The organism is Chryseobacterium sp. SG20098 (assembly GCF_031844745.1).
GTDB lineage: Bacteria > Bacteroidota > Bacteroidia > Flavobacteriales > Weeksellaceae > Chryseobacterium > Chryseobacterium cucumeris.
The window spans coordinates 4467824-4481886 of record NZ_CP134622.1; the positions used below are offsets into that span (position 1 = coordinate 4467824).

General features: G+C 35.6%; 13 protein-coding genes. 7 read left to right on the top strand and 6 right to left on the bottom strand.

Going from position 1 to position 14063, the window contains the following annotated elements; translation table 11 throughout:
* The first annotated feature begins 1 nt into the window (after position 1).
* The 5 genes from RHP76_RS20600 (at position 2) to polA (ending at position 6759) form a co-directional block, all read left to right on the top strand.
* Positions 2-1054, top strand: coding sequence for a LysM peptidoglycan-binding domain-containing protein (locus RHP76_RS20600; protein WP_062675330.1), 1053 nt, complete (start codon positions 2-4; stop codon positions 1052-1054).
* A 15-nt stretch (positions 1055-1069) separates the two neighbouring features.
* A complete protein-coding gene (locus RHP76_RS20605; RefSeq protein ID WP_062675329.1) occupies positions 1070-1606 on the top strand; it encodes a hypothetical protein in 537 nt (178 codons plus the stop codon).
* Between the two features lie 74 nt (positions 1607-1680).
* Positions 1681-2991 carry a hypothetical protein gene (locus tag RHP76_RS20610; protein WP_062675328.1) on the top strand — a complete coding sequence of 437 codons (1311 nt, stop codon included), beginning with the start codon at positions 1681-1683 and terminating at the stop codon, positions 2989-2991.
* A gap of 355 nt (positions 2992-3346) precedes the next feature.
* Positions 3347-3760: a type VI secretion system tube protein TssD gene (gene tssD / locus RHP76_RS20615; protein ID WP_062675327.1), complete on the top strand. Its 414-nt coding sequence runs from the start codon at positions 3347-3349 to the stop codon at positions 3758-3760.
* A gap of 164 nt (positions 3761-3924) precedes the next feature.
* A complete protein-coding gene (gene polA, locus RHP76_RS20620) occupies positions 3925-6759 on the top strand; it encodes a DNA polymerase I (protein ID WP_120233568.1) in 2835 nt (944 codons plus the stop codon).
* Between the two features lie 78 nt (positions 6760-6837).
* Here polA and RHP76_RS20625 read toward each other — a convergent pair whose 3' ends face one another.
* From RHP76_RS20625 to RHP76_RS20645, 5 genes are all read right to left on the bottom strand, one after another.
* Positions 6838-7548, bottom strand: coding sequence for a hypothetical protein (locus RHP76_RS20625; protein ID WP_311228928.1), 711 nt, complete (start codon positions 7546-7548; stop codon positions 6838-6840).
* Between the two features lie 12 nt (positions 7549-7560).
* Positions 7561-8016: a hypothetical protein gene (locus RHP76_RS20630; protein WP_311228929.1), complete on the bottom strand. Its 456-nt coding sequence runs from the start codon at positions 8014-8016 to the stop codon at positions 7561-7563.
* An 18-nt stretch (positions 8017-8034) separates the two neighbouring features.
* Positions 8035-8769 carry a protein phosphatase 2C domain-containing protein gene (locus tag RHP76_RS20635; RefSeq protein ID WP_120233570.1) on the bottom strand — a complete coding sequence of 245 codons (735 nt, stop codon included), beginning with the start codon at positions 8767-8769 and terminating at the stop codon, positions 8035-8037.
* A 44-nt stretch (positions 8770-8813) separates the two neighbouring features.
* The gene (locus RHP76_RS20640; RefSeq protein ID WP_288442628.1) at positions 8814-9425 is read right to left on the bottom strand and encodes an FEKKY domain-containing protein; all 612 of its coding nucleotides are present in this window, start codon (positions 9423-9425) and stop codon (positions 8814-8816) included.
* A gap of 105 nt (positions 9426-9530) precedes the next feature.
* Complete coding sequence (locus RHP76_RS20645; RefSeq protein ID WP_123278816.1) at positions 9531-9929, bottom strand: immunity 22 family protein; 399 nt, start codon at positions 9927-9929, stop codon at positions 9531-9533.
* 222 nt (positions 9930-10151) lie between these two features.
* On the opposite strand from RHP76_RS20645, the gene RHP76_RS20650 reads away from it, so the two are divergent.
* Complete coding sequence (locus RHP76_RS20650) at positions 10152-10799, top strand: MgtC/SapB family protein (RefSeq protein WP_062675322.1); 648 nt, start codon at positions 10152-10154, stop codon at positions 10797-10799.
* A gap of 41 nt (positions 10800-10840) precedes the next feature.
* On the opposite strand, the gene RHP76_RS20655 is transcribed toward RHP76_RS20650, so the two are convergent.
* Positions 10841-11326 (bottom strand): copper resistance protein NlpE, encoded by a 486-nt coding sequence (locus tag RHP76_RS20655; RefSeq protein ID WP_277694191.1) that lies wholly within the window; start codon positions 11324-11326, stop codon positions 10841-10843.
* A 549-nt stretch (positions 11327-11875) separates the two neighbouring features.
* Between RHP76_RS20655 and RHP76_RS20660 the strand changes: the two genes are divergently transcribed.
* A complete protein-coding gene (locus RHP76_RS20660; protein ID WP_311228930.1) occupies positions 11876-14014 on the top strand; it encodes a S46 family peptidase in 2139 nt (712 codons plus the stop codon).
* The last annotated feature ends 49 nt before the right edge of the window (positions 14015-14063 follow it).

Sequence of the window (14063 nt, forward strand, 5' to 3'; positions counted from 1 at the left end):
AATGGATTTTATAAAATACGAGATTAAAAAAGGAGATACCCTGGAATCTCTTGCAGAGAAACAAGGGACATCCGTTAAAGAATTGATCAATTTTCATAACCTCTATTGTGGAACCACAAATTTTATTATTGGAGAAAAACTGCCTATTCATCTGCAATATCTTTTTTTAGAAAAGAAAACAGGTGAAGAAATCAATAAGGCAATAGAAGACAGGAAATTTCCCCAAAAAGCAAGATACAGATGCGAACAGTTCAATACTACAAAGGTTGAAGATAGAATCACATTTCATTGCAATACCAAAAAAGAGTATGTTGTTGAAAAAGATGCAGCCAATACTAAAGCTAAAGTGAAGCTTAAGGAATATTTATATAAAATAAATCCCGAAAATATGGCTCTTGCTATAGAAGCTGTCAAAGAACTGGAATTTGATAAAGAAGATGTAATTTTCAATTTAAATGATGACCATACCATAAAAGGAGTAGAAAATTTTCCCCAGATAAAAGAAAAATGGGAACTTTTTAAGCCCAAATTAAAAGCTTCAGAATTTTACAGACAGGTGGAGAAAATTAACTCCAAAGCTGCTGAAGATATCATCAAAGGTGGCGGACTGGAATTTGAGAACGAAGCCAATCTGAGAAAAACCTATGACAAGTCTCTTCTTTATCATGTCTTGTTTAATGATTTTGATGCCCGTAAAAAGAGAAAGCAAAATGATGTTTTAAAGTTTATTTCACAGATATTTGTCAATGTTCCTATTGAACTGGAATTGCAGCATACCATTATAAAAGAAGATGACTACTTTATAGAATTCAGAACTGTGGGGACACTTTTAAAAGATAAAATAGATAATGCTGTGCTGGAAGAACAATACAACAAATTCTACAAACCTATTATTGAATATGGTTTCAGTGAATATAATTATGATTATAGAATCAGAAGAATGGTCGATAAAAAAACAGGAACTATCATCAATGCATCAGCATTAATGAAAGAAGAAGTAAAAAATAATTATCAGTTTGTTACCCAGTTTGATCTAAAACAAATTGAATATTAAAAGTAATTTTTAAGTATGGCCGAAAATAAAGTGTTTACATTCAATAACGTTTTGCCTTATCATATTGCCAGAACACTTCTGGTTATTATCCCATGCCTGGTTTTCTATGGAGCATTGTATTATGTTCTCTTCAAAGGAGTATTCAGACTTTCTTTCGTTATGTTTTTTTTCCTTTTTTATTTTGGAAGCTGTTATCTGATCCTGAAAGCAATTTCTGTGAAGTTGAAAATCTGGTTTGATGAAAACTATTTTTATATACAGAAAGGAAACCAGACTCCTGAAAAATATTCCAAGACAGATATTGAAGGATTTTATGCTTATGATTATGAAACCAAAGCACCGTCATTGCAAAGCTCAAAAATATACTTCAGATTCCGCTTGAAAAATAAGACAGACATTTACTTAAATGATGTTGAATACAAAAACAAATACGAAGAAGAGAAAGGAAACGAACTTAAAAAATTTCTGATATCAGCTCAGAAAGAACTCCATTTTTCAAAAACAGAAAAGAAAAGTCTTCAGAATGTTTATTGGTATTCACAATATAATTAAGACATATAAACTCTGAAAATTTAAAAGACAAATTCACTATTTACAGGATGTGTTAATCAATAAAATGTAACATTATGAGTGCTTCCTATATACCCAAAGATGTTTACACAGTGTGTACATTTCAAACCGATTCAGAACCAAGACAATTAATTCCTACAAGAGAACCCATTACTGTTTTCTATGGATCTGATAAAACCCGGCCCTTATTAACAAAAGAAGATCGAAATATCAATAAAGAATTTCCCTGTAAAAGTCCTAAAAATGCCATGTGGGGATTTCTTTGCTTTGGAGCAGGCCTTATTGTTGGTGCACTGCTTGTGTTATCCGGACCTATTGGCTGGGCTGCATTAGCCGTGGGAGTTGGTGTTCTGGCATGTGGAGCAGCAGCAGCATATCATGCAACAAAAATAAACCACTTATGTACTGAATCTTTAGGAAAAGGAAACTGGAAAATTGAACATGAAAAAGTAAAATTTGATCAATTTATGGCCATCACCCAGAACTCTATACTGGTTTGTGATACCGGAGGACTATTAAGCCCCATATTCAGCTATTCTGTGGCCAAGAAATACGCACAGCAGATCGAGAGTAATAATGGAAAGGAAATTGTTCTCAATGCCGCTGCTTCTTTCTTCGGAGGAGCTGGGATCGTTATTGCAGGAGTAGAAATGGGAATCGGTAAGACGCTATTGTGGATGGGTGGAACCATGGCAGTAATGAACGAAGGAAGTTACTGGGAAAGAGAAATCATCAGAAGCAACTCATTGGAAGATAATAGCCATTATCAGGATATGAATAAAGAAGCAGATGAAAATAGCAGAGTTCCCGGATACCTAAAGGATTTTCCAAAAAATGTGACGGGCATAACTCCTTCAGATCTTGCCAGCCCGGATATTCTGGAACTTAATGAAAAAGGAGGATTGGCAAGCAGAGACGGTAAAACCCCTATTTTCTTTAACGGAAAATGGTATGTCCAGGATTGGCAAAAAAACCTGATTGAAATAAAACAAGGGACAGCTTTATCTAAAGATTTGACAGCTTTAGAAGGTGTAGATTCCCGTGAAGTATGGAAAACATCTGAAGGAAAGGCTATTGTAGAAAATATCCGTAACGGCAAATATTCAGAATCTCTGGTTGCCACAGCAAAAGACGGCTTAGGAAGAGTACGTCCCCGAAACTTACCGAATTTAGCCAAAGAACTTCCCAGCATAAAAATGCAGAATATCAAAAATATTGGTAAACTTGGCGTAAAAGGTGGTGGATTCATCGGTTTCTTTTTCCCATTTATCGCTACGTATTTTTCTGAAGACTCAAGAAGAATATTAGCCAATGCAATGGCGGAAGATGCCGGAAACGGAATACATGTAATAGCAAATGATGCCTAGACTCAATCCAATTTTTGATTTTTAAAAGATAAAATAACCAGACCTGTATAAGGTCTTTTTTTATGTATATAAGTGAATTTTATGTATATTATTTCTCTTAATAGTGTAATAAGTTGATATTTGTTAAAGATTTTTAATCCTTTTTAAAATATTTATTTACAGTGTATTGTGCTTTGTTTTAAATCTAATATCGTAGAATTACGACACGAAATCGTAGAACTACTACATCAAATCGTACAATTACGACACTTTTTCAGATTTCCCTTCAATTGCTTTTTTATCAAACCCAAGGAGGCTATCTTTGTTATATAATTATTGAATTACAATTTATTACTAACGATTAAAATTTACAATCATGGCAGAAAGAAATTCAAGAGGAATCTTAAAATTCAACAACGGTGAAGGGCAGAAACTGTTAAAAATGAACTACAGTGTATCAAGATCTACAGACGTATCAGGACGTGTAGCATCAGATCCTTCCAATGCATTAATTAAGGTGACAGTAGAAGCTACTGAAAAGTCAGACATCCTTGAAAGCTTACTAAACGGTAAATACAAGCCGACAGTAGGAGAGATCACTTTCAACAAATCTCACGAAGAAGGAACACTGATCACTTTGAAATGGGAGAACGGATACGTAATCCAGCACGAAGTAGATTTCGATGCAGTAGACAGCAACAGTATGCTGATCAGCTTCGTAGTAAGTGCTGAAACCATTGACTACGGTACTTCTCAGTACGCAGGACTATGGCCTTCTTCAGGTAAATAATCCCATAAACTTAAATAAAAAAAGAAACAGTATGCCTTCGGGTATGCTGTTTTGTTTTTTTAACCCCATCTCGAACCCTCGAACCCGAATTTCCATTCCCGAAACCCTTCAACGGGCTGCCAGTTTTTACTCCTATTTTCTTATATTTGTTCATTATTCAAAATATGGACGCAACACAAGATAAAAGGCTGTTTCTCATCGATGCTTATGCGATGATTTTCAGAGGATATTACGCATTAATCAGGAATCCGAGACTTACCAGCAAAGGTCTGGATACTTCTGCCATCTTCGGTTTTACCAATTCTTTGATCGAATTGATCAGAAGAGAAAAACCAACACACCTGGCAGTAGTTTTTGATGTTGGACAGGCCAGTGTAAGAACTGATGATTTCTCAGAATATAAAGCCAACAGAAGCGAAACTCCCGAAGCAATCAAAATTGCGATTCCATATATTCACAAAATTCTGGAAGCAATGCACATCCCGATTCTTGGGGTGGAAGGATATGAAGCCGATGATGTCATTGGAACTATCGCATGCAAAGCAGAAAAAGAAGGATATACCACTTTCATGGTGACGCCGGATAAAGATTTTGCACAGCTGGTTACCGATAAAATTAAAATTTATAAGCCAGGTTTAAAAGGTGGCGATATCGAAATTCTCGGAGTTGAAGAAGTAAAGGCAAAATATGAGATTGATGATCCTAAGCAGGTGATAGATTTCCTTGCTATGATGGGAGATGCAGTAGATAATATCCCTGGATTGGAAGGGGTAGGAGAAAAAACGGCTATGAAATTCCTGAAAGAATTCGGCAGCATTGAAAATTTATTAGCCAATACGGATAAACTGAAAGGAAAACTGAAAGAAAAAGTAGAAGCTTCCGCAGAACGTGGTATTATGTCTAAAAAACTGGCAACCATTATTTGTGACGCTCCTGTAGAATTTCATCAGGAACAATATGACCTTGAAACTCCTGATTTTGAAAAAGTAAAAGAAGTCTTTGATGAAATAGAATTCAGAAGGTTATACGAAAACTTATACAGGGCTTTTGCTCCTGCAGCTGTAGAAACAGTGGTTGTAAGTGAAGTAGAAGTAAAGCAGACTCCGGCCGGAACCGAAGTAAAAGGGCAGGTGATGCAGCTTGACCTTTTTGCCAATTTTGAAGAATTGGAACAGGCTACTTCTACAAAGTCAACGATTGAGAATAATGATCACCTTTATCAGTTTATCAATAATCCGAAAGCTCAGAAAAAACTGGTAGACAACCTGCTGCAGCAGAAAGTAGTATGTTTCGATACGGAAACGACATCATTAAACGAACTGGAAGCAGAACTGGTAGGAATGAGCTTCTCTTATAAAAAAGGACTTGCCTACTACATTCCTCTCTCTGAAAACAGAGAAGAAGTGTTGCAGACCCTAGAGATTTTCAGACCGTTTTTCGAAAAAGAAGACCTGCTTAAAATTGCTCACAATCTAAAATACGATTATAAAGTTTTAAAACAATACGACATCACCGTTAAAGGGGCTATGTTCGATACCATGATTGCCCACTACCTGCTGAATCCGGATGGAAGACACGGGATGGATTACCTTTCAGAAGTATATCTGAACTATAAACCGGTATCCATTGAAACCATCATCGGAAAAAAAGGGAAAAAACAGGGGAATTTCAGAGATGCTGATCTGAGAACGCAGACAGACTACGCGGCGGAAGATGCAGACATCACTTTCCAACTGTATGAACTTTTCGCACCACAGCTGAAAAAAGAAAACCTAGAAGAGCTTTTCTTTAATATTGAAATGCCTCTGATGGAAGTACTTGCAAAAATGGAACTTTCAGGGATTTCTTTGGATGAAAAATGGTTGGCACAGGAAAGTGTTGACCTTGAAAATGATCTGAAACAGCTGGAAACAAAGATTTTTGAACTTTCAGAAGAAGAATTCAATATGAATTCCCCTAAACAGTTGGGAGAAATTCTTTTTGAAAAATTACAGCTGGATCCCAAAGCCAAAAAAACAAAGACAGGACAATATGCAACCTCAGAAGATGTTCTTCAAAAATTAAGTTCAAAACATGAAATCATCAAGCATATCCTGGAATACAGAACCTATCAGAAATTAAAATCAACTTATGTGGATGCATTGCCTTCACAGATTGAGAAAAAAGATAACAGAGTACATACCAACTTCTCACAGACTACAGCTGCTACAGGCCGTTTGGCGAGTGTAAACCCTAACCTGCAGAATATTCCGATCCGAACGGTAAGGGGCCAGCAGATCCGTGGAGCATTTGTTTCCGGAGAAGGGAAGAAGATTATTTCTGCCGATTACTCTCAGATTGAACTTCGTTTGATTGCTGAGATTTCCGGAGAGGATAATATGATCAAAGCTTTTCAGGATGGAGAAGATATCCACGCTTCTACCGCCGCAAAACTCTTTAAAATTCCTTTGGCTGAGGTATCCAAAACCCAGAGAAGTCAGGCTAAAACCGTAAACTTTGGAATTATCTATGGACAAGGAGCTTTTGCTTTGGCAGAACAAACCGGATTATCCCGTACAGAAGCCAAACAGATGATCGAAGCTTACTTCGAAACCTATCCGAAACTGAAGGAGTACATGGCTGAGCAGGTGAACAAAGCACGCCAGGTAGGATATGTTGAAACTATTTTAGGAAGAAAACGTCATTTGAAAGATATTAATTCTAATAATTTTGTGGTAAGAGGTCATGCAGAAAGAAATGCTGTAAACGCACCAGTTCAGGGAAGTGCAGCCGATGTTGTAAAACTTGCCATGATTAAAATAGACAGAGAACTTGAAGAGCAACAGCTTAAAACAAAGATGCTGCTTCAGGTACATGACGAATTGGTGTTCGAATCTCCGGTAGATGAGATTGATACAGCCTCAAAACTAATCAAAACTGAAATGGAAAGTGCCTTAAAAACACAGGTTCCGCTATTGGTAGAAATTGGAGTAGGAGATAACTGGTTAGAAGCACATTAATCAATACTGTAAATCATACTTTAAATAAAAAACTTCCGTCTTTTAGGCGGAAGTTTTATTTTGTTAGAACTGGACAGCTTACTCCTGTTCTACAGAATTGTAAACATTGGTGACAACATCATCAGGAGAAACATTTTCAAATAAAAATCTTTCTTTTTTTACCTGTACTTTTTTAGTTTCTGATGGCATTTCTTCTTCCATGGTATTTACCGTTTCCAGTATTACTTTACCTTTCATAGGCTCATAATAGAGGGCAGAGTGGGAACCTGCACCCATATTATACGTTTCAATATAGGTAAGAATCAGGTTGTCATTCACATATTTGAATTTACTGAACTGATTACCATAAGGTCCGATATCATAGAGATTGATATTCAATGTTCCTTTTTCAATACTGATGTCTTCAGGATCGTGCATTTTATAACCAGATTCATTGTATTCATCGGGAAAAACGGTTTCAGAACTTTTAAATAACCGGTATGTTTTGTCAGGATTCTTTAGAAGGACTATCATAGTTCTCTGTGCTAAAGTGTCGTCTTTTTTTCTAAGAACCAAAGCTTTATCAGGAAGTCCGTCATGGTTGAGATCACCTTCGGTTTCGTATTGAATTTCATATTGACTGGATACAAAATCTGAGACTTGTTTTCCTGCTGTCGACTGTTCCTTCTCAACTGGTGCCGTATCCTTTTTTATAATGCCCGAAGAATTTTTCGGAGCCTGGGTTTTGGTTTTGTTACATGAATAAGCAATTAAAGAAGCAAAAAGTAAAGTAGAAATGATTTTTTTCAATGGTTTTTGTTTTTAAGATACAAATCTAGCTTTTATTTCCTGATAATGTAAAATTACAACACACAAACATCCCAGTACGATAACAGGTAGAAAGGAAAGTGAAATTGTATATTGGATTTCCGAATTGAAATCGTAAGTACTCCAGGAAGATTCCCTGTCTACAAATAGGGTGTAGTTCCAAAATAACCAGACAAAGATCAGGAATAGGAACTCGACTGAAGCCTTGAAGAAAATCTTTTTAACAAAGAAAAGCAGAGAAAAGACAATTGATAAGAACCCACCGGCTATAAGGGATATATACACCGCATCTTCAAAAAATGAACATTCTATACAGCCGCTTGAAACACGTTCTGAAAAGGTTCCCATTGACCAGTAAAATTGTAAGAATGTAACCACTGAAATAAAGGTGGTACTAATGAACCATCTCTTCAGAAAAGAGTAGAACTGATTAAGTTTGAATTCTTTCATGATGTTCAAATGTCTGAATTATTTTATCATTCTTACAATAGCTAAATCATCTGTGGGTTTTACTCCGTACTGATGTTCCAACCGCTTTAGTTTCCTGTTAAGCATTTCTTCAGTGTCGATATTCTGACGGTCTATCATTAAATATTCAGCAAAATTGATCATTTGTTCAGAATTCGTTTTTTTAATTTTTGAAAAGCTCAAAATACCATCAGTAGCAATGGAAACATCATCTAGACAATCAAAAAATAATTTCTGAGACTGATGAGAATACCATTCTTCAAAGTCTTCATAAAGATGATAAGCTAAATAATCCGGTTTATTATTACGGTCAAATTCTGTGATATTTCCATTGATACAGACAACTCCGTCACCAATGGTTAGGATGAATCCTTCGTCCTTTGTGATGTCATAAACCATGATTATAAGAGTAGATAACAACTCTTTTTCGTCCAGCATCAGATGATTTTTTACAAATTTAAGTTCGTTGAATAAACCTTTTATGATTTCTTTGAGCTCTTCTTCCGGACTTTGCTGGCTGGCTTTTTCATATAATGCCTTGTAACCGTTTTCAATAATGATTTTACGTAAAATCTTTCCAGTAAGTGTTGACGCAAAATGACTGTCCATAGCTGTAGAGCATCCATCCATCACAGCACACAAAATCTTATCAGAACAGATTTTTTTGATGAGGAGATCATCTTCACAATGGTTAACATGATAATCTCCGATTTGTAGGGCAGAATATAAATTCATCAGCTGCAAAAATACTTCTATTTTTTTGATGGATAATCGTAAACTTACTTCAAACCATCGATCTCCTTTTGCATCTTATCTTCCCAACCTTTTCCATTTCTTTTTTCAAGATAGGGATTCACTATTTCTGTGTATTTCTTTTGCGCTTTTAGATCTATAGGATCAATAATGCAGCCCGTATTCGTATAAATGACACCATATTTCTTTCGGATGTCACGGATTTTGCTTAGCGTTGATTTATTATAAGAAGGAATTGAAAAACCTCCGGCATAAGATAGCGTAACCTGATCATTCTGTATGTCTTTTTGGGCTTGCAGACCATATTCAGTTTCTTTTTCTGAAAGTTCTTTTTGTTTTTTTATCAGTTCAGTTCCAAATGAGATGATGAAGAAAAGAAGAATAATAGAATTGAGAATAGGGTAAATCCTTAAAAACTTAGCCTTGAAGCTTAAATTTTTAATTGATAAATTACTCACCAGATACGTTATAAGAGCTGTAACAGCTAATATAGCCGGGAAATATTCAAATCCGGATTCTTTTAGAGAATACCGGAAATTGAATTCCAAAAGATAATTAAGAAAATAATATCCGGAAATATAGGCCACTGCCAGCAGCAGTATGATCGTAAGATTAATGATAATAAGATTTCTGTTCATGATGATAGTTTACAGATTAAATCATCACTTTTTATGCCATTTCAGAATCTTATTAATAACAAGTAACTCCATTCTTAATGAAGTTACTTGTTATTAATGATAGTATTAAATATCGTATTCTATTTCTCCCACATAATGCAGTGAAAAATCATCATTTTCTACAGAAACCGGATTAGGAATCACAAATCTTGTGGCGAAAATAATGGCATTTACAGGCGTATCCAGACTAAGTTCGTTTAATTTATTTTCCAGGATCGGAAGCCATTGGTCCGCATAAGAATACTCTGCAAACTTATCGTTAAGGCTAAGGCTTTCATCCTCAAAACCATATTCTATAAAATCATCATCAAACCATTTGATGTTTTGTGATTCTGCAAACTTGGAAACATACTGATCATCAGTTTCTTCCTCTATATAGTAGTTTTCATCCTCTTCTATAAAGCTATAAAAATCTTCTTCATTCTTGAAATATCCTAACCAGAAGTGTGAAATTTCTTTATCCATAATTGTATATAAGTATTATTTTTTTTGATTTTTTAATAAGTGACATTTTTCCGCATTGATGAATATCCCTTTTATACAAGAAAATTTCCGCAATTAAAATGTAACATTGCAAAAGTTTTTCATGCAATAAATTTTTTGAGGCAGCAACGCAAAATCTCCTCAGCAAAGATAGTTCCTTAATAGTATTTATTGTAAATTTATTCTCTGTTTAAATTATAAAAGATGGATTTTCTTCAGGACCACTATATTATTAAAAATGAATTGCTGCTGATCCTTATTTCAGTTATTCTAGGATTGTTTATTGGTGCTGAACGTGAATACCGTAATAAGTCGGCCGGCCTCAGGACCTTTATTCTCGTGTGTTTTGGTGCCTGTCTGTTTACCATACTTTCTATAAAAATAGGCGTGGCCAATCCGGATCGTCTGGCAGCTAATATCATTACAGGAATCGGATTTCTGGGAGCAGGGGTTATTTTCAAAGGAGATAATAAAATTGAAGGAATTACCACAGCCACCACTATCTGGGCAACTGCTTCTATTGGAATGGCTGTAGGTTCCGGCTATGTTTATATTGCATTGTTGGGAACTACGTTGGTATTACTTATTTTAAGTGCCCTGACTTATCTCCAGAATTTTATTGATAATTATAATAAAGTAAGGGAATACAGAATTGCTGTAACAGACTCCCAGGATATTAAATATTGTGAAAATATATTCAAAGAAAATCACTTAAGATATCAGATGCTTAAACAGCAGTATTCTCAGGAAAGCTTTACCATTATATGGAGACTTACCGGAAAAAATAGCCATCATGAGGAAGTCATCGGACGTCTGGTGAATGATCCGAAAATTAAAGCGTATCAGTTTTAGACAGTGAAAGAGCAAAAAAATAAAGGCCGAAGCCTTTACTTTTATTTCTTCTTAAATACATAAAGATCTTTGTTGGGACCATCGATCTCCTTTCCTTCCATATCCAGCTGGATCAGCATATTCTCACCCACTTTGTATTTATAGTTGGCAGATTTCCCTTTTAAAGTAATCATGCTTCCAGTAGCATCCCAGGTGAAAGATCCTTTGTCCTGGTTCTTTGAATTTCTCTCAAGATATTCCTCTGTAATACTGAATGTTTTATCATCATTCAATGTCAAAGAAGTCTTTATTCCCGGGCAGTCTGCACAAGGAACTGTTGCTTCATAAGTACCTGCCCAGTCCAGAGCATTTTCAGAAGTGTCACCAGCTGCTGTAGGAGTTGCTTTAGTGATACTGTCCGTAGCAGTAGGTTGTACAGCCGTTGTAGAATCTGTAGTAGCTGTTGTTTCAGTGGTTTCTTTTTTAGAACATGAAGCAAGGAATAGAACAGATGCCATTCCCAACATGAGCATTTTACTTTTCATCATAATAATTAATTTAAGGATGTTTTTTATAATGATATACTTCCAATCAACAAAAACTGAGCCAGAGGGAAGGGATAGAATGTTTGAATGAATAGTGAATAGTCAATTCGCTTCGCTTGTCAATTTTTAATGAATTTACTTATTGTTTGATTATAAAAATTCACCATTCACTTGCGAAGCAAATTCACCATTGACGATTCAACTTTTGAATGCATTGTGAATAGTGAATAGTCAATTCGCTTCGCTTGTCAATTTTTAATGAATTTACTTATTGTTTGATTATAAAAATTCACCATTCACTTGCGAAGCAAGCTTCACCATTGACAATCCAATTTTTGAACGCATTGTGAATAGTGAATAGCCAATTCGCTTCGCTTGTCAATTTTTAATGAATTTACTTACTGTTTGATTATAAAAATTCACCATTCACTTGCGCAGCAAATTCACCATTGACCATCACTATTTTCCAAAAACGAACTCTTAGTAACTTTTCCACCCGTTTTATAAAGCCTGTTCCTATTTTTCTTTGTAAATTGGGGCAAAATTTTGATTATGACAAAAAAGATACTTTTATCTGTATTTCTTTTGCCAGCTGCAATGGCATTTGCGCAACAATATGGAGGGATGTGGATTCCTACAGAGCTGAATGAAAAGGAAATGAAGGATTTAGGAATGAAGATTTCTGCAAAAGATATTTTCAATCCTCAGAAACCAAGCATTAAAGATGCGGTTGTACAGTTTAACGGCGGATGTACTGCAGAAATTATTTCGCCTAAAGGATTGCTTTTAACGAACCATCACTGTGGTTTTGGGCAGATTCAGGCACATTCTACCGTTCAGAATGATCTTCTTTCAAACGGATTCTGGGCAAAAAATACAGAAGGTGAGCTTCCTAATCCGGGAGTAAAAGTAGATTTTATTGTAGATATAAAAGAAGTTACTGATCCGATATTAGAAGGTACAGACAATCTTACAGAACCAGAACTTACTAAAAAGATCAACAACAATATTGAGGTGTATAAAAACTCTCAGAAAATTGAATCTTACCAGTCAATCATGGTAAAACCAATGTATTATGGAAACAAATACTATGCTTATACCATCGAAACGTATAAAGATATCCGTCTTGTAGGAGCTCCGCCTCAAAGCATCGGGAAATTCGGAAGCGATACGGACAACTGGGTTTGGCCGAGACACACCGGAGATTTCTCTATGTTCAGAATTTATGCAGACAAGAATAACAAACCTGCAGAATATTCTAAAGACAATGTACCTTACGTTCCAAAGCACTATTTACCGGTTTCTATCAAAGATAAAAACGAGAACGATTTTACTTTTGTTTTCGGATTCCCGGGAAGAACTACAGAATACCTTCCTGCAATTGCTGTAGAGAAGATCATGAAAGATATTGACCCTGCGAGAATTGCGGTACGTGATGTTGCTTTAAAAACTTTGGACGAAAAAATGCGTGTTGACAATGAAACGCGTATCAAATATGCTTCAAAATATGCTTCAGTAGCCAACTATTGGAAAAAATGGATCGGTGAAGTAGAAGGATTGAAAAAATCCAATGCTGTAGAAAAGAAAGTAATGTATGAAGGTTCTTTGGTTGCTAAAAATCCTGAGATCAAGACTACTTTGGATCAGCTGAATAAACTGTACAATGATCAGGCTCCTTATGCATTAAACAATGCTTACTACACAGAAGTGATAAGAAATGCAGAGACTTTGAAGCTTGCCGGAGATTATTATGACTTCGTAGCTTCTGTAGAAGCAGGAAGAATGGATGAAAAGGAACTTTCAAAGTTAAAAACAAAATTAACTTCTTTCTATAAAGATTACAGTGCTGAGCTTGATGCAAAAGTAACTGCGAAACTATTGGCTTTATATGTGAATAAAACGGCACCTCAGTTTTTACCGGCAGGATTCAGCAAATATAAAGATGAGAATGCTAATATTCCTGTTATAGAAGATATGTCTAAAAACTCTGTTATCACAGGAAGAACAACTGTAAACGGAGGAACATTAACTGCCGATATTGATAAAGCATTTTCTAATCAGGATAAACTGATCAGGACTTTAAAGAAAGATCCTATTTATCAATTATATGTTTCGATGAAAGAAACCTATATGAAAACTGCAGATCCGCAATACACTTCAATGCAGGCAAAAATTGATGCTTTGCAGAAAAAATTCATGGCGCAGCAGATGAAGACGGATAAAGACAGAAAATTCTTCCCGGATGCCAACTCAACGCTTCGTGTGACTTACGGTAAAGTGAAAGGTTCTACTCCTAGAGATGCCGTTTCTTACGGATACCAGACTCACCTTGCAGGAGTAATGGAAAAGTATGTTCCCGGAGATTACGAATTTGATGTTCCCAAGAAACTGATTGACCTTTACAACAAAAAAGATTTCGGAATCTATAAAGATAAAACAGGTGATGTTCCTGTAGGATTCACTGCTACCAATCATACAACCGGAGGAAACTCGGGAAGCCCGGCTTTGGATGCCAACGGAAACCTTGTAGGATTGAATTTCGACAGACAGTGGGAAGGAACAATGAGTGATATCAACTATGATCCGCGTTTCAGCAGAAACATCATGGTAGATACAAAATATATCCTTTTCATCATTGATAAGTTCGCAGACTCAAGATGGCTTGTTGATGAAATGAAGATCATAAAATAATTTTAAAAGTTATACCTTTAAGAATCTATTTGAATTTAATTTTGAATAG